The sequence below is a fragment of the Flavobacterium album genome (assembly GCF_003096035.1).
Classification (GTDB): domain Bacteria; phylum Bacteroidota; class Bacteroidia; order Flavobacteriales; family Flavobacteriaceae; genus Flavobacterium; species Flavobacterium album.
Genome location: NZ_CP029186.1, coordinates 471,731 through 488,149, shown reverse-complemented (window position 1 = coordinate 488,149; position 16,419 = coordinate 471,731). Strand labels below are relative to the sequence as shown.

Sequence of the window (16,419 nt, the reverse complement as noted above, 5' to 3'; positions counted from 1 at the left end):
AATTAATAAGATTGTATGTCTGAAGAAAGAGCAATAAGAATAAACAAAGTATTAAGGGAATTAAATATTTCGCTTGACAGGGCCGTTGAGTTCCTTAAGGACAAGGGTTTCGCTATCGAAGCCAGCCCAAATGCCAAGATCTCGGGCGAGGAATATAATACTCTTTACAATCAATTTTCTGCCGACAAAGGAAACAAGGCCGCTTCCCTCGAAGTCAGCGAGGAGAAAAGGAAGGAGAAGGAAGCGCTTCGTATAGAGCGCGAACGTGAGCTGGAAGAAAAGAGGAGGCAGGATGAAGAAAAGCAACGACAGGAAGTGATAAGGGCCAAAGCCTCACTTTCCGGGCCGGTTTCTGTTGGCAAAATTGACCTTAATGCCAAAAAAGCAGAGCCTGCTTCAGACGCTCCGGCAAAGGCTGAGCCACAGGCGGCAGCTGCCGAAAAACCACAGGAGGCGCCAAAACCGGCAGAGCCTGCAGCAACACCTGCCGCAGCTTCGAAGGAAGCAGCGCCCGAGCAGCCTAAAGCCGCACCTGCTATACAGCCGAGGGTGGCGCAAAAGCCTGCAGAAGGCCAGAAAGAACAGCCTGCTGCCGCTCCTGAAGCGCCGGCAGAGGAAGAAAAGATAGCGACCCAGTACCAAAAGCTTACAGGGGCTACTTTTACAGGGCAGACTATTGACCTTTCGCAGTTCAATAAGCCTAAAAAGAAAAAAGAAGAGTTCAGGAAAGATGGCCAGAAACCGGGTGGCGCAGCCATAACCCCGGGTGGCGGAAACCAGAACAACGATAAAAACAAAAGGAAAAGGATCACACCGAAACCACAGGGACAGGGCGGTCCGGGCCAGAACAGGCCGGGCGGACAGGGAGGCCCTGGGCAAAACAGGCCGGGACAACCTGCTGCGAACAAATTCGGGCCGAATACAGGCAAGCGCCCCGCTATAGTTTCTAAAGTAGAGCCTACCGAAGAAGAAGTTAAGAACCAGATCCGTGAAACCCTTGAAAAGCTTCAGGGCAAAGGGGGTAAATCCAAAGCGGCAAAATACCGTAGGGACAAGCGTGACAGCCACCGTCAGAAATCGGACGATGAGCAAAGAATGCTTGACGAAGGAAGCAAAGTGCTTAAGGTGACAGAATTTGTTACCGTTGGTGAAATTGCGACCATGATGGATGTGCCTATCACCAAAGTGATCTCAGTATGTATGTCATTGGGTATCATGGTTACCATGAACCAAAGGCTTGATGCCGAAACGCTGACTATTGTGGCAGACGAATTTGGTTATGAGGTGGAATTTGTCACTACAGATATCGAGGAATCAATGGAAGTAGTGGAAGACAGGGAAGAGGACCTTGTATTCAGGGCTCCGATCGTTACCGTAATGGGCCACGTTGACCACGGTAAGACATCGCTCCTTGACTACATTCGTAAAGAGAATGTTATCGCAGGTGAATCAGGTGGTATAACCCAGCACATCGGTGCCTACGGGGTAACGCTGGATAATGGCCAGAAAATAGCATTCCTTGATACACCGGGCCACGAGGCGTTTACCGCGATGAGGGCCAGGGGTGCGCAGGTGACCGATATCGCTATTATTGTTATAGCGGCAGACGACGACATCATGCCACAGACAAAAGAGGCGATCAACCACGCACAGGCGGCGGGAGTGCCAATTATATTTGCGATCAATAAAGTGGATAAGCCGGCGGCGAATCCTGAAAAGATAAAAGAAAGGCTTGCGGGTATGAACCTCCTGGTAGAAGACTGGGGCGGTAAGATACAATCGCACGACATCTCTGCCAAAACAGGCCTCGGCGTAAAAGAGCTGCTTGAAAAAGTATTGCTTGAGGCAGAAATACTCGACCTTAAGGCAAATCCTGATAAGGCGGCTGTGGGAACTGTTGTTGAGGCTTTCCTTGATAAGGGAAGGGGATACATATCTACAGTACTTGTACAGGGCGGTACGCTGCGCGTGGGCGACTATGTACTTGCGGGCAAGCACCATGGTAAAATCAAGGCGATGCACGATGAACGCGGACACAACGTTAAAGAGGCTGGCCCTTCCACACCTATATCCATATTAGGTCTGGACGGCGCGCCAACAGCGGGTGATAAATTCAGCGTATTTGAAGATGAAAGGGAAGCAAAACAGATCGCTGCCAAACGTACACAGTTAATGCGTGAGCAATCGGTTCGTACACAAAGGCACATCACGCTTGCCGAGATTGGAAGAAGGATCGCGCTTGGACAGTTCAAGGAGCTTAACATCATCCTTAAAGGTGACGTGGACGGTTCTGTTGAGGCACTATCCGACTCGTTCTCAAAACTTTCTACTGAAGAGATCCAGATCAATATCATCCATAAAGGAGTAGGCGCGATCACCGAATCTGACGTATTGCTGGCTTCGGCTTCCGATGCGATCATTATCGGGTTTAACGTACGCCCTTCTGCGAGCGCCAGGACATTGGCCGACAAGGAAGAAATCGATATCAGGAACTATTCGATCATCTACGATGCTATCGATGACCTGAAAGACGCAATGGAAGGCATGCTTTCGCCGGAACTTAAGGAAGAAGTTACGGGTACTGCCGAGATACGCGAAACCTTCAAGATTTCTAAGGTGGGAACTATCGCAGGATGTATGGTAACCGATGGCAAGATATTCAGGGGATCGAAAATTAGGCTTATCAGGGACGGTGTGGTTATCTACACTGGCGAGCTTGCTGCCCTGAAGCGTTTTAAAGACGACGTGAAAGAAGTTTCTAAAGGTTACGATTGCGGTATGCAGATCAAGAATTACAACGACATACAGCAACTTGATATTATAGAAGCTTACCAGGAAGTAGAAGTGAAGAAAAAGCTTAAGTAAAACGGCTTTTCATTATAGCAAAAATCCCGCAATTGCGGGATTTTTGCTTTATATGCTTATAGGATGATCTCTTTCTCTATTAAGATTGATTCTTATTTCCCTAAATATTCTCTGTTTCCGTCATTGCAGGCAGAGGCACGGAGCGCGGTAATCTTTCCTTAAGGCCAACTTCTCTCTGTTAAAACATTTCTTCGTATCCCCGGATTGGAAATTAGTGAAAATTCGTGGCAGAATAAATACCGCCATAATGACATGACGACCTATTTGTTGGCTTTTATCAGCAGTGCGTTTGGGTATTTTTTTCGGATGTCAGCAAGGCTTTTTTCTGCTTCAAAACGTGACCTGAAACTGCCAACCCATACCTTATACGTTGGACTTTCGAAAACGATTGTGCCGTCTATGGTTTTAAACTCCTTTTTAAAGTCGGAGAGTGTTTTTCTCGCTTTGTCATTTTCGCCGTAAAAAATCTGTATTTTGAACCTGTCATTTACAGTAATTGAAGGGTTTATCCTGCGTTTTTCTGCCAAAAGCTGCTCAAACCGGGCGTCCTGTTCAACAGTAACGCGTTCCTGTGCAAGGCATTTAGTGCCGAATAAGCTAATGCAAAATAGAGGGAAAATAAGGTGTGCCGTTTTTAAAATTCTCATAATGAACAGTGTTTATACAAAAGTACGACATATTATTTTATCTGGCTAAACGCGATTTATTTAGAATTATTATAAATTGTGTATTAAGATTTATTTAAGGTTTGAAAATAATCCTTAAGTCGTATTTTTGTGGGAGTTTTTTAAAAAGCATAGTGTTTCCATAATATGTCCAGAAAAAACTATACCAATTTAAGTCGATAATCATTTTTAATATGAAAAAAGTGGGTAACCATACTTCGTTTTCAAGAATTTTATTGTTCTGTCTGGCGTTATCGCTGTCATTCTCTCTTACATCTTTTGCGCAGGAAACTGCGGCTCCCGCGGCGGCTGAGGCTCCTGCAGGCGGTGCAGCGGCTCCGGCAGCAGGTGCAGGAGATCCTGTGAAGGGAAAGGAACTATTTAACAGTCTTTGTGCTGCATGTCACAAGCTTGATGCTAAGTCAACAGGCCCTGCTCTTAGGGGTGTGGCTGACAGGCATGACCGTGCATGGATCTACAAATGGGTGCATAACAGCAGCGAAATGATAAAATCCGGCGACCCGGCGGCTGTAAAGCTTTTCGCTGAGAACAACAACTCTGTAATGACGCCGTTCCCGCAGCTGAGCGAGGGTGATATTGATAATATCATGGCTTATACATCAATGCCAATTGAAAATGGCGGTGGAGGCGGAGGTGTTAAGGCGCCAGTTGTTGATCCTAACGCAAATGGCGGTTCTTCAAACGCGTTGATACTGGGTGCGCTTATCCTTGTGCTTGGTGTCCTTATCGTAATGCTTGTTTTGGTGAACAGGACATTAAGAAGGGTTGCTGCTTCCAATGGTGTTGTGATCGTAGACGAGCCCCGCCTTTCATTATGGAAAGCTTATGCTAAGAACCAGTTCCTGGTATTGGTTACTGTTATCCTGCTTATGCTGGCTTCATCATATTTCCTTTACGGTTATCTTATGCAGATAGGAGTTGACCAGGGGTACGAACCGGTTCAGCCGATCCACTTCTCGCACAAGATCCACGCCGGTGATAATGGTATCGATTGTAAATATTGCCACTCTTCGGCAAGGGTAAGTAAAGCATCGGGTATTCCTTCGCTGAATGTTTGTATGAACTGCCACAAAAATATCGCTGAATTCCAGGGAGACAAAGATTCGCTTTATGTTGACCATTCAAAAGAATTCTACACTGGCGAAATCAAAAAGCTATACAATGCGGTAGGATGGGATGCTACTGCGCAAAAATACACTGGAGTTCAAAAGCCTGTTAAATGGGTTAGGATTCACAACCTTCCTGACTTTGTTTACTTCAATCACTCACAGCACGTTACTGTTGCCGGTGTTGAATGCCAGACCTGCCACGGCCCGGTTGAGAAAATGGAAGTTATGAGACAGCATTCCCCTCTTACAATGGGCTGGTGTATCAACTGCCACCGTACAACCGATGTTAAGGTAGAAGGCAACGAATACTACGCCAAGATCCACGATGAACTTGCTAAAAAGTATGGCAAGGACAAGCTTACCGCTGCTGACATGGGCGGAACTGAGTGTGGAAAATGTCACTATTAATCAAATTTTTAAGAAGCTAAATATTTATATACAACATGGCATCAAACAAAAAATACTGGCAAAGTGTTGAAGAGCTTAATGAAAACAGCTCTATTGTTGAGACGCTAAGAAACAATGAGTTTGTTGAGGAGATTCCTACTGAGGAGTTCCTTGGTGACAAGGAGGCTTTGGAGTCGTCATCAACAAGCCGTCGTGACTTTTTGAAATATGTAGGGTTCACTACTGCTGCTGCATCGCTTGCAGCGTGTGAGGGCCCGGTTATCAAGTCTATTCCTTATGTAGTTCAGCCGGAAGAGATCATCCCTGGTGTTGCTGATTATTATGCAACTACGATGGCAGATGGTTTCGATTTCGCCAACATACTTATCAAGACCCGTGAGGCACGTCCTATTAAAGTAGAAAACAACCGTCTTACAGGTGCGAAAGTAACTGCCAACGCGAGGGTTTATGCCTCTGTACTTTCCCTATATGACAGCATGCGCCTGAAAGAGCCGATGATCAAAGAGAAGCCGGCAACATGGGAAGCTGTTGATGCGCAGGTGAAAGCAAGCCTTTCACAGGCAGCAGCAGGCGGCGGCCAGGTGATAGTGCTTACAGGTACAACTGCAAGCCCTTCTACAGATAAGCTTATCGCGGAGTTCGGTGCCAAATATCCGGGCTTTAAGCATGTGGTATATGATGCGGTTTCTTGTTCTGAGGCGTTAGATGCGTTCCAGGCCGTTTACGGCGAAAGGGCGCTTGCCGATTATGACTTCGGTAAGGCTGATGTAATCGTTTCTGTAGGTGCCGATATCCTTGGCGACTGGCAGGGTGGCGGATATGATTCAGGTTATACCATGGGCCGTATCCCGAAAAATGGAAAAATGTCAAGGCATATACAGATTGAGTCGAACATGTCACTTGCGGGAGCTAACGCTGACAAGCGTATCCCATTGACTGTTACAGAGCAAAAATATGCCCTTGTAAAAATATATAATGCGGTTACCGGTGCCGGAATAAGTGTTCCTGCTATTGGTAATGCAGCTTACGAAAAAGCAGTTGCTGCTGCTGCACAGGAAGTAGCGAAAGCAAAATCAAGAGGTGTAGTTGTTACCGGCCTTGATGATGTTAATGCACAACTTCTTGTATTGGCCATCAACAATGCGCTGGCTTCACAGGCGTTCCAGCCGGGTGCAGCCCGCCTTGTAAGGAAAGGTGATGCTAAAGCTGTTGCACAGCTGGTAAACGATATGAAAGCAGGCAGCGTACACACGCTTATCATGAGCGGTGTGAACCCTGTATACACGCTTCCTAACAGCGCTGACTTTGCAGAAGGCCTTAAAAAAGTAAAACTATCAGTTGCATTCTCGCTTAAGGCAGATGAGACTGCTTCAAAATCTGTTATAGCTGCGGCAGCGCCTCACTACCTTGAGTCATGGGGCGATGTAAGCATAGCAAAAGGATACTACGGTATCACACAGCCAACTATCCGCCCGTTGTTTAAAACGAGGCAGCTGCAGGATTCACTGCTTGCATGGTCGGGCAGCCCACAAAGCTATTACGATTACCTTAGGGCATCTTCTTCGGCATGGTCTGCCGGAAAAGGCTGGAACCAATTGGTGCACGATGGTGTTGCCGTAACCGAAATGCCGGTTGCTGCCGCTGCGGGTGCTGCAGATTTCAACGGTGCAGCTTCTAAGCTTGCAGGTGCTAAGAAAGCAAACGGCCTTGAGCTGGTGCTTTACACTAAAGTGGGTATGGGTGATGGCCAACAGGCGAACAACCCATGGCTTCAGGAGTTCCCGGACCCTATTACAAGGGTATCGTGGGATAACTATGTTACCGTATCGAAGTTTGATGCCGAGAAACTTGGCCTTGAAAACTGGAATGTAGCGAATGGCGGACTTAACGGAAGCTATGTGACTATCGAAGCGAACGGCAAGAAGCTTGAAAAAGTGCCGGTTATCATCCAGCCGGGACAGGCGAGGGGTACGGTAGGTGTTGCACTGGGCTACGGGCGCCAGGCAGCCATGAAAAAAGACATGATCGTAGGTGTGAACGCTTACGCATTATATAACAACTTCAATTCCTTCCAGGACGTGAAGCTGACAAAAGAACCAGGTGAGCATGAGTTTGCCTGCGTACAGCTTCAGAAAACGCTTATGGGAAGGGGAGATATCATTAAGGAGACTACCCTTAAGGATTTCAATGCAAAAGATGCTTCAGAATGGAACCCGATGCCGCAGGTATCGTTAGATCACAAAGAAGTTCCTGCTGCTACGGTAGACCTTTGGGAATCATTCGACAGGACTACAGGGCACCACTTTAACCTTTCTATCGACCTTAATGCCTGTACAGGATGTGGCGCGTGTGTTATTGCATGTCACGCCGAGAACAACGTTCCTGTAGTAGGAAAATCAGAAATAAGGAGAAGCCGCGATATGCACTGGCTGCGTATCGACAGATATTACTCTCACGAAGATACTTTTGCCGGGGATGACCACCTTAAAGATTCTACATCAGGCCTTTTCAACTCGGTATCTACCTTCAATGAAATGGAACACCCTGCAGAACAGCCGCAGGTAGCATTCCAGCCGGTAATGTGCCAGCACTGTAACCATGCTCCGTGTGAGACTGTTTGCCCGGTTGCTGCTACATCGCACGGCCGCCAGGGACAAAACCACATGGCATACAACCGTTGTGTGGGTACCCGTTACTGTGCAAACAACTGTCCTTATAAAGTACGCCGTTTCAATTGGTTCCTATATAACAAGAACAGCGAGTTCGATTACCACATGAACAACGACCTTGGCCGTATGGTACTCAACCCGGATGTTAACGTTCGTTCGAGGGGTGTAATGGAAAAATGTTCTTTCTGTATCCAGATGACACAGGCTACCATCCTTAAAGCTAAGAGGGAAGGCCGTCCGGTTAACAAGGATGAGTTCTACTCGGCATGTTCTGAGGCCTGCGGAAGCGGTGCAATGGTATTCGGCGATGTGAACAATGCAGAAGACCCGATCGTAGAGCTTAAAGACAGCGACAGGGCGTACCACCTGCTTAGCCAGATAGGAACGAAACCGAATGTGTTCTACCACGTGAAAGTGAGGAATACATAGTTAGAAGTAATATTAATAAGAAACAAGATAAAGGATTATGTCGTCTCATTACGAAGCACCCATTAGAAAACCTTTAATTATAGGTGACAAAAATTATCACGATGTAACAGTAGATGTTGCAAGGCCGGTGGAAGGCAGGGCTAACAGGCAATGGTGGATCGCGTTTTCCATTGCACTTGCCGCTTTCCTCTGGGGTGTAGGTTGTGTTGCCTATACAGTTGGAACAGGTATCGGTACATGGGGTTCAAATAAAACAATTGGCTGGGCCTGGGATATCACCAACTTCGTTTGGTGGGTAGGTATCGGTCACGCCGGAACGCTTATCTCGGCAGTACTATTATTGTTCCGCCAAAAATGGAGGATGGCTATTAACCGTTCGGCAGAGGCGATGACCATCTTCTCTGTTATCCAGGCAGCGATGTTCCCGGTATTCCACATGGGCCGTCCATGGTTAGCTTACTGGGTTATGCCAATCCCCAACCAGTTCGGTTCGCTTTGGGTAAACTTCAACTCACCGCTTCTTTGGGACGTATTCGCGATCTCGACTTACCTTTCGGTATCGCTTGTATTCTGGTGGACAGGTTTGCTTCCGGATTTTGCAATGCTTCGCGACAGGGCCATAACACCTTTTACAAAAAGAGTATATTCTATAGTGAGCTTCGGATGGAGCGGACGTGCTAAAGACTGGCAGCGTTTTGAGGAAGTATCATTGGTACTTGCCGGCCTTGCCACACCACTTGTACTTTCTGTACACACTATCGTATCCTTTGACTTTGCTACCTCGGTAATACCGGGATGGCACACTACCATCCTTCCGCCATACTTCGTTGCGGGTGCGATCTTCTCCGGATTCGCGATGGTAAACACCCTTCTTATCATCATGAGGAAGGTATCCAACCTTGAAGCTTATATCACAATACAGCACATCGAATTGATGAACATCATCATCATGATCACAGGTTCGATTGTAGGATGTGCCTATATCACTGAGCTGTTCATTGCCTGGTACTCAGGTGTAGAGTATGAGCAGTATGCCTTCCTTAATAGGGCAACGGGGCCTTACTGGTGGTCTTACCTTTTGATGATGGCCTGTAACGTGGTTTCTCCACAGGTTATGTGGTCTAAAAAGATCAGGACAAGCATCTATGCTTCATTCATTATATCAATTGTTGTAAACATAGGTATGTGGTTTGAGCGTTTCGTAATCATCGTTACCTCACTCCACAGGGATTACCTGCCGTCATCATGGACGATGTTCCAGCCTACTTTCGTAGATGCGGGCTTCTTCATCGGTACTATCGGCTTCTTCTTTGTGTTGTTCCTTCTGTATTCAAGGAGCTTCCCTGTAATAGCACAGGCAGAGGTAAAAACAATTATGAAATCTTCCGGAGAGTTCTATAAGAGGAAAAGGGAAGAAGGCGGACACGACAATCATTCACATTCAGAACATAATCATCACTAAGATCATGAGTAATAAAGTTATACATGTACTGTACAATGATGATGATATCCTAATGGATGCAGTAAGGAAAACACGCGCTGCGCATCATCACATTGAAGAAATTTATACGCCATTCCCGGTTCACGGGCTCGATAAAGCCATGGGCCTTGCCCCAACGAGGATAGCTATTACTTCATTCTTATATGGTTTGGTGGGATTGTCAGTGGCTACTACAATGATGTGGTTCATCATGATCCAGGACTGGCCGCAGGATATCGGTGGCAAGCCAAGCTTCAGCTACATCCAGAACATGCCGGCATTCGTACCGGTAATGTTTGAGATGACAGTATTCTTCGCTGCCCACTTAATGGTTATCACCTTTTATATGAGGAGTAAATTATGGCCGTTCAAACAGGCAGAGAACCCGGATGTAAGGACAACCGATGACCATTTCCTTATGGAAGTTGCTGTTCATGGCGATGTTGACCAGATGGTTTCTTTCTTTGAAGGGACACACGCTGTGGAAGTGAAAGTAATTGAAAAGCATTAACAGAAAGTATGAAAGCGTTATATAAAATAGCATTACTTGCAGTGGCGACAGCATCAATTACTGCCTGCCATAACAAATCGGAGCCCAACTACCAGTACATGCCCAACATGTACGAGGCAGTGCCTTATGAAACCTATTCGGAACATCCGGTATTCCCAAATGGGAAAGAAGGACAGCTTCCTGCAAAAGGTTCTATACCAAGGGGCTTTACACCTTATGAGTATCCTAATACCACTGAAGGGTACGAAATGGCAAAAGCAAACCTTAAAAGCCCGCTGGATTCTTTAAGCATTGATCCTGCAAGAGGAGAGCAGCTTTTCACGATATATTGTGCTATTTGCCATGGCGATAAGGGAGATGGAAAAGGAAACCTTGTAAAAAGGGAAAAATTCCTTGGAGTACCTAATTATAAAGACAGGGCTATTACAGAAGGGAGCGTATTCCACGTAGTGACTTACGGTCTTAACGCAATGGGATCGCACGCTAACCAGCTTACGCAGGAAGAGCGTTGGCAGGTGGCACGCCACGTGATGGACCTTAGGAGCAAATTATAATTGTAGAACACTGAAAGCATAAAATATGTACACATTTTCAAGTAGATTAAAAACTGTTGCATTTGCCCTGATGGTACTTGGCCTTCTTGGTATAGGCTATAGTTTTTTCACTGCACCTAAAACTATTGAAGACGTAGAGCGAATAGAAGCGGAAAATGCAGCACACGGGCACCACGGAGATGCGGCCCATCATGATGCAGCGCCGCATGCTGCTCATGGTTCTGCAACCGAAGCTACTGCTCCTTCACACGAAGGTGGCGAAGCTGCACACGACACTACGCATGCCGTTGCTGCCGAAGCTCCTCACGAAGCACATGACACCATTCAGGCCGAAGCTGCTGTAGCTGCCGCAGGACATGAAGGTCATAATAATAACGATGGCGATCCGCACACTCAAGAGGCTCACGCACCACATGCCGATGCCCATGCTGCACACGAAGGCCATGATGATGCACATGCCGCACACAAAGAACACGAAGAGCACCTGAAACATACGTTGGTACAGCTTCAGAACAAGCCATGGTCGGCATTATATGTTTCTGCCTTATTCTTTATGCTTATATCGCTTGGTGCGCTTGCTTTCTACGCTATCCAGAATGCCGCATCGGCAGGATGGTCTCCTGTATTGTTCAGGGTAATGGAAGGTATATCAGGCTACCTTATACCTGGTGCTATCATCGTATTCCTGGTATTTATTGCGGGAGCGCTGGATATGCATAAGATATGGATATGGATGGACAAGGATGTTGTAGCCGAAGACCACCTTATACAGGCAAAATCAGGCTTCCTTAATAAAACGTTCTTCCTTATAAGGGCAGCGATATTTATGGGCGGATGGATATTCTACCGTCAGTACTCAAGGAAAAATTCACTTGCCCAGGATGAGGCTACAGATAACAGCTACTTCAAGAAAAACTTTAAAGCAGCTGCTGGGTTCCTTGTATTCTTTATCGTAAGTGAATCTATGATGTCGTGGGACTGGATCATGTCGGTTGACCCGCACTGGTACAGCACCCTGTTCGGATGGTATGTATTCGCAAGCTTTGTGGTAAGCGCAGTAACCGTTATTGCAATGGTAACGCTTTACCTGAAATCAGTTGGATACCTCGAGTATGTAAATACAAGCCACATCCATGACTTAGCCAAGTTCATGTTCGGTTTCAGCGTATTCTGGACATACCTTTGGTTCTCACAGTTCATGCTTATATGGTATGCCGATATACCGGAAGAGGTAACGTACTTCAAGACACGTATCGAAGACTTTAACCTGCCGTTCTTTGGCATGGTGGTCCTTAACTTCGTTCTTCCGATACTTATCCTGATCAACACCGATTTCAAACGCCTTACGTGGGTAGTTGTTTTGGCAGGTACCATTATTCTTTGCGGACACTACATTGACTTCTTCAACATGATCATGCCGGCTACCGTAGGTAAACAATGGTTTATCGGTGCAGGAGAGATAGGCGCGCTGATGTTCTTTTTGGGCTTGTTCATATTCGTGGTGTTTACCACGCTTACAAAAGCTCCACTATTGGCAAAACGCAACCCGCTGATCGAGGAAAGCAAGCATTTTCATTATTAATATTTAAAGAAATAAACAGATGACTAGTTTATTGGTAATTATAGTTTTAGTTTTATTAGGCATTGCAATATGGCAGTTAACTAAAATATTCCACCTTACCCAGATTGGGTCTGCCTATGCGCATGACAAGGCGATGGCACAAGTAGCCAACGACAGGGATAATAACGTTAACGGCTACCTCATGTTTGCCTTCGTGGGATTCATCTATGTCTTTACAATTTTCTCTTTATGGAAATGGGGACACCTGGTATTGGGTACTCCTGCTTCCGAGCATGGCCCTGAGATTGATCGCCTTATGGCTATCTCTATGGCGCTTATCTTCTTTGTACAGACGATCACACAGTTCCTGCTTCACTATTTTGCATTCAAATACAGGGGCAAACAAGGTAACGTAGCTTATTATTATGCCGATAACGATAAATTAGAGTTCATCTGGACCATTATACCGGTTATCGTTCTTGCCGGGCTTATCCTTTACGGACTGTATGCCTGGACGAACATCATGTTCATAGACGACAAGGATGAAAATGCGGTTTATGTGGAAGTATATGCAAAACAATTTAGCTGGGAAGTTCGCTATGCAGGCCCGGACGGAGCCCTTGGTAAAGCTAACGTAAGGTATATTGAAGGCGTAAACACTATGGGTGTTGACATGTCCGACCCTAACGCACAGGATGATGTTACTTCTACAGAGCTTCACTTACCGAAAGGCAAGAAGGTTATATTCAAGTTCCGTTCTCAGGATGTACTGCACTCTGCATACATGCCGCACTTCAGGGCGCAGATGAACGTTGTGCCGGGTATGGTGACCGAGTTTGGCTTTACGCCAACCCTCACTACTGACGAGATGCGCCAGGATCCTGCTATTATGAAAAAAGTAGCACATATCAACGAGATCAGGTCTAAGAAAAGTTCCGAGCTTGTAGCCAAAGGCGAAACAGCCCTTGAGCCTTATACATTCGACTACCTGCTGCTTTGTAACAAAATATGCGGACAGTCGCACTACAACATGCAGATGAAGATCGTTGTTGAGGATGAAGCCGATTTCAAAAAGTGGCTTGGTGGCAAAGAAACACTTGCTGCAGCAGTAAAGAAATCTAAAGAAACACCGGCAGAAGCTCCTGCAGGTGAGGCAGCCCCGGCAAAACCGGCAGACTCAGCAGCAGTAAAGACTGATTCTACAATGGTAGCCCAGGTAATAAAAAAATAATTCTTTTTAATATATTCAAATTAAAGAAATATGTCAGCAGAAGGACACGAAATACACGGTCACGACGAACACGGTCACCACGACGAGCATCACCACCATAAGGATACTTTCATAACGAAATATATCTTTAGCATCGACCATAAGATGATTGCCAAGCAGTACCTTATAACAGGTATACTGATGGGCGTTCTTGGTGTGGGTATGTCATTGTTATTCCGTATGCAGATTGCATGGCCGGAAGAATCTTTCGGGATATTTAAAGTGCTCCTGGGCGATAAATTCGCACCGAACGGAGTAATGCGAAACGATATTTACCTGGCCCTCGTAACGATACACGGTACCATCATGGTATTCTTCGTACTGACGGCAGGTTTGAGTGGTACTTTTAGTAACCTCCTCATTCCGTTGCAGATTGGGGCACGCGATATGGCATCCGGTTTCATGAACATGATCTCGTATTGGTTGTTCTTCCTTTCTACGATAGTAATGGTAATGTCGTTGTTCGTTGAAGCAGGCCCTGCATCAGCAGGTTGGACGATATATCCGCCATTGAGCGCATTGCCACAGGCTATACCGGGCTCAGGTGCAGGTATGACGCTTTGGCTTGTTTCTATGGCTATTTTCATCGCTTCATCGCTAATGGGATCGCTTAACTATGTGGTAACGGTTATCAATCTTCGTACAAAAGGTATGTCAATGACAAGGCTTCCGCTTACTGTGTGGGCTTTCTTCATCACGGCAGTTATTGGTATCATTTCGTTCCCGGTACTATTCTCAGCAGCATTGCTGCTTATATTCGACAGGAGTTTCGGTACATCGTTCTTCCTTTCCGATATTTTCATTGCTGGCGAGGTACTGCACTACCAGGGAGGTTCTCCGGTATTGTTTGAGCACCTGTTCTGGTTCCTTGGCCACCCTGAGGTTTACATCGTACTGCTTCCTGCACTTGGTATCACATCTGAAATCATTGCGACCAACTCACGCAAGCCGATCTTCGGTTACCGTGCGATGATCGCCTCTATATTGGCCATTGCATTCCTTTCGACTATCGTTTGGGGCCACCACATGTTCATCTCGGGTATGAACCCGTTCCTGGGCTCGGTGTTTACCTTCACGACACTATTGATCGCGATCCCATCGGCTGTAAAAGCATTCAACTACATCACGACCCTTTGGAGAGGTAACCTGCAACTTAACCCTGCAATGCTATTCTCTATCGGCCTTGTATCAACGTTCATCACAGGTGGTCTTACAGGTATCATCCTTGGAGACAGTACGCTTGATATCAACGTTCACGATACGTATTTCGTTGTAGCCCACTTCCACCTTGTAATGGGTATCTCTGCACTGTACGGTTTCTTTGCCGGTGTGTACCACTGGTTCCCTAAGATGTTCGGAAGGATGATGAACAAAAATCTTGGTTATATCCACTTCTGGGTAACGGCAGTATGTGCTTACGGCGTATTCTTCCCGATGCACTTTATCGGTATGGCGGGCCTTCCAAGGCGTTATTATACCAACACGGCCTTCCCGTTGTTCGATGACCTATCCGATGTTAACGTACTTATCACGATGTTCGCTATCATTGGTGCTGCATTCCAGCTGATATTCCTTTGGAACTTCTTCTCAAGCATATTCAAAGGCCCAAGGGCTCCGCAAAACCCATGGAGGTCGAATACGCTTGAATGGACTGCTCCTGTAGAGCACATCCATGGCAACTGGCCGGGTGCAATACCTGAAGTGTACAGGTGGCCTTACGACTACAGCAAACCGGGCCATGATGAGGATTTCGTTCCGCAGAACGTACCGATGAAACCGGGCGAAGAGCAGCTGCACCACTAAGATCATTCTTACTCAATTATACAAAAAGTGGCAGGTAATTTACCTGCCACTTTTTTATTTCCCGGTGCATGAATTCATACCCAATCACACATCGTACAAGCATGTTTTACAGAAAGTACGGAACAGCTTTGTCCTGGGCTTTTGTTTTGGCAGCCTTTGATATGCCAGGCTATATTGAGTCAGAGCTTTATTGACATAGGGTAAACTGCTAATAATCATCACATCTATCGAAACAGTCTTTAACTGGTTATTTAGATATCCTTTCCGAGTGGGATAAGTTCTTCGGCTTATAAATAATTATTGTTACAATTCCCCATATAGTGATCAGCATACCCATGTAATTAGCAATAGTACCGTCAGAAAAATCGGCAAGAAAAGCGATATCTATTGTAGCATGAAATATTGCACAGGCTAATATACTCGCCCTTGAAGAATTGTAGATCCATGATAGCAGTATACTGCCTGTCAGCAGGCTAAAGATCCAGCCGGATATACCAGCAATTCCCATACTGGTGTAGCCCGGACGATATAAGAAAAGGGGCCAGTGCCATATTGCCCAAAATACCGTAAGAATGATACCCGCCCACAATGCATTGTACTTCGCTTGCAGTCGCGGTAATGCAAACCCCCGCCATCCTGTTTCCTCCCCAATGCCAAAAAAGCAGAGGTTATAAAGGAAGAAGCCGGCGAAGGTTAGTTCGGGGAATTCTTTTGCAGCAAAAATCCCGTCCAGGTTAAAAGATACGTGATTAGATGCCGATGAAATCGCTACTGCTGCTGCAGCCAGAATAAATGGGCTTAGGAACGCGATAGCAATGCATACTAACGGGCGGATTTTCAATATTTGTTTTGCAAGAAGCCTTACACCTTCCTTCTTTTCAAAAATCCCGGTCGTTATAAAAGCAGCGAGCATTGGCCCTAAGCCGCCTATGCCGTGATGAAAAGGGAGGACTGGTAAATTTTTAATGCCAAATACAGGACTGTATAAAGGGAACCATATTATCCAACTGATAAAATATGCTAGTGAAAAATAGGTGATAAGCGCTTTTTTTTGCCATATTGCCTTCATATACT

At 46.0% G+C, this 16,419-nt stretch carries 11 protein-coding genes; 9 read left to right on the top strand and 2 right to left on the bottom strand.

The features are described from left to right. Window positions 1–15 precede the first annotated feature (15 nt). The gene (infB, locus tag HYN59_RS02165) at window positions 16–2,865 is read left to right on the top strand and encodes a translation initiation factor IF-2 (RefSeq protein ID WP_108776698.1); all 2,850 of its coding nucleotides are present in this window, start codon (window positions 16–18) and stop codon (window positions 2,863–2,865) included. 260 nt (window positions 2,866–3,125) lie between these two features. On the opposite strand, the gene HYN59_RS02160 is transcribed toward infB, so the two are convergent. Continuing rightward, the gene (locus tag HYN59_RS02160; RefSeq protein ID WP_108776697.1) at window positions 3,126–3,512 is read right to left on the bottom strand and encodes a sporulation protein; all 387 of its coding nucleotides are present in this window, start codon (window positions 3,510–3,512) and stop codon (window positions 3,126–3,128) included. 212 nt (window positions 3,513–3,724) lie between these two features. On the opposite strand from HYN59_RS02160, the gene HYN59_RS02155 reads away from it, so the two are divergent. The 8 genes from HYN59_RS02155 to HYN59_RS02120 are packed head-to-tail and all read left to right on the top strand — an operon-like array spanning window position 3,725 to window position 15,345. Then, window positions 3,725–5,068, top strand: a complete 1,344-nt coding sequence (locus HYN59_RS02155; protein WP_108776696.1) for a cytochrome c3 family protein — start codon at window positions 3,725–3,727, stop codon at window positions 5,066–5,068. A 35-nt stretch (window positions 5,069–5,103) separates the two neighbouring features. Next, a complete protein-coding gene (locus tag HYN59_RS02150; protein WP_108776695.1) occupies window positions 5,104–8,166 on the top strand; it encodes a TAT-variant-translocated molybdopterin oxidoreductase in 3,063 nt (1,020 codons plus the stop codon). Window positions 8,167–8,203: 37 nt separating this feature from the next. Further along, window positions 8,204–9,628 (top strand): NrfD/PsrC family molybdoenzyme membrane anchor subunit, encoded by a 1,425-nt coding sequence (nrfD, locus tag HYN59_RS02145; protein WP_108776694.1) that lies wholly within the window; start codon window positions 8,204–8,206, stop codon window positions 9,626–9,628. 4 nt (window positions 9,629–9,632) lie between these two features. Next, a complete protein-coding gene (locus HYN59_RS02140; RefSeq protein ID WP_108776693.1) occupies window positions 9,633–10,157 on the top strand; it encodes a DUF3341 domain-containing protein in 525 nt (174 codons plus the stop codon). Window positions 10,158–10,165: 8 nt separating this feature from the next. Next, window positions 10,166–10,711 carry a c-type cytochrome gene (locus tag HYN59_RS02135; RefSeq protein WP_108776692.1) on the top strand — a complete coding sequence of 182 codons (546 nt, stop codon included), beginning with the start codon at window positions 10,166–10,168 and terminating at the stop codon, window positions 10,709–10,711. A 25-nt stretch (window positions 10,712–10,736) separates the two neighbouring features. Beyond that, on the top strand, window positions 10,737–12,293 hold the full coding sequence (locus HYN59_RS02130) for a quinol:cytochrome C oxidoreductase (RefSeq protein ID WP_245895643.1): 1,557 nt from the start codon (window positions 10,737–10,739) through the stop codon (window positions 12,291–12,293). Between the two features lie 19 nt (window positions 12,294–12,312). Further along, window positions 12,313–13,503, top strand: a complete 1,191-nt coding sequence (locus HYN59_RS02125; protein ID WP_108776690.1) for a cytochrome c oxidase subunit II — start codon at window positions 12,313–12,315, stop codon at window positions 13,501–13,503. 30 nt (window positions 13,504–13,533) lie between these two features. Then, a complete protein-coding gene (locus HYN59_RS02120) occupies window positions 13,534–15,345 on the top strand; it encodes a cytochrome c oxidase subunit I (protein WP_108776689.1) in 1,812 nt (603 codons plus the stop codon). Between the two features lie 247 nt (window positions 15,346–15,592). Here HYN59_RS02120 and HYN59_RS02115 read toward each other — a convergent pair whose 3' ends face one another. Beyond that, window positions 15,593–16,414, bottom strand: coding sequence for a CPBP family intramembrane glutamic endopeptidase (locus HYN59_RS02115; RefSeq protein ID WP_108776688.1), 822 nt, complete (start codon window positions 16,412–16,414; stop codon window positions 15,593–15,595). Window positions 16,415–16,419 lie beyond the last annotated feature (5 nt).

What these genes read in the sequence shown, in the direction of transcription:
- HYN59_RS02125 (WP_108776690.1), top strand. Translation starts at nt 12,313, where the DNA reads ATGACTAGTTTATTGGTAATTATAGTTTTAGTTTTATTAGGCATTGCA.
- infB (WP_108776698.1), top strand. Translation starts at nt 16, where the DNA reads ATGTCTGAAGAAAGAGCAATAAGAATAAACAAAGTATTAAGGGAATTA.
- HYN59_RS02150 (WP_108776695.1), top strand. Translation starts at nt 5,104, where the DNA reads ATGGCATCAAACAAAAAATACTGGCAAAGTGTTGAAGAGCTTAATGAA.
- HYN59_RS02120 (WP_108776689.1), top strand. Translation starts at nt 13,534, where the DNA reads ATGTCAGCAGAAGGACACGAAATACACGGTCACGACGAACACGGTCAC.
- HYN59_RS02115 (WP_108776688.1), bottom strand. Translation starts at nt 16,414, where the DNA reads ATGAAGGCAATATGGCAAAAAAAAGCGCTTATCACCTATTTTTCACTA.
- HYN59_RS02130 (WP_245895643.1), top strand. Translation starts at nt 10,737, where the DNA reads ATGTACACATTTTCAAGTAGATTAAAAACTGTTGCATTTGCCCTGATG.
- HYN59_RS02135 (WP_108776692.1), top strand. Translation starts at nt 10,166, where the DNA reads ATGAAAGCGTTATATAAAATAGCATTACTTGCAGTGGCGACAGCATCA.
- HYN59_RS02140 (WP_108776693.1), top strand. Translation starts at nt 9,633, where the DNA reads ATGAGTAATAAAGTTATACATGTACTGTACAATGATGATGATATCCTA.
- nrfD (WP_108776694.1), top strand. Translation starts at nt 8,204, where the DNA reads ATGTCGTCTCATTACGAAGCACCCATTAGAAAACCTTTAATTATAGGT.
- HYN59_RS02160 (WP_108776697.1), bottom strand. Translation starts at nt 3,512, where the DNA reads ATGAGAATTTTAAAAACGGCACACCTTATTTTCCCTCTATTTTGCATT.
- HYN59_RS02155 (WP_108776696.1), top strand. Translation starts at nt 3,725, where the DNA reads ATGAAAAAAGTGGGTAACCATACTTCGTTTTCAAGAATTTTATTGTTC.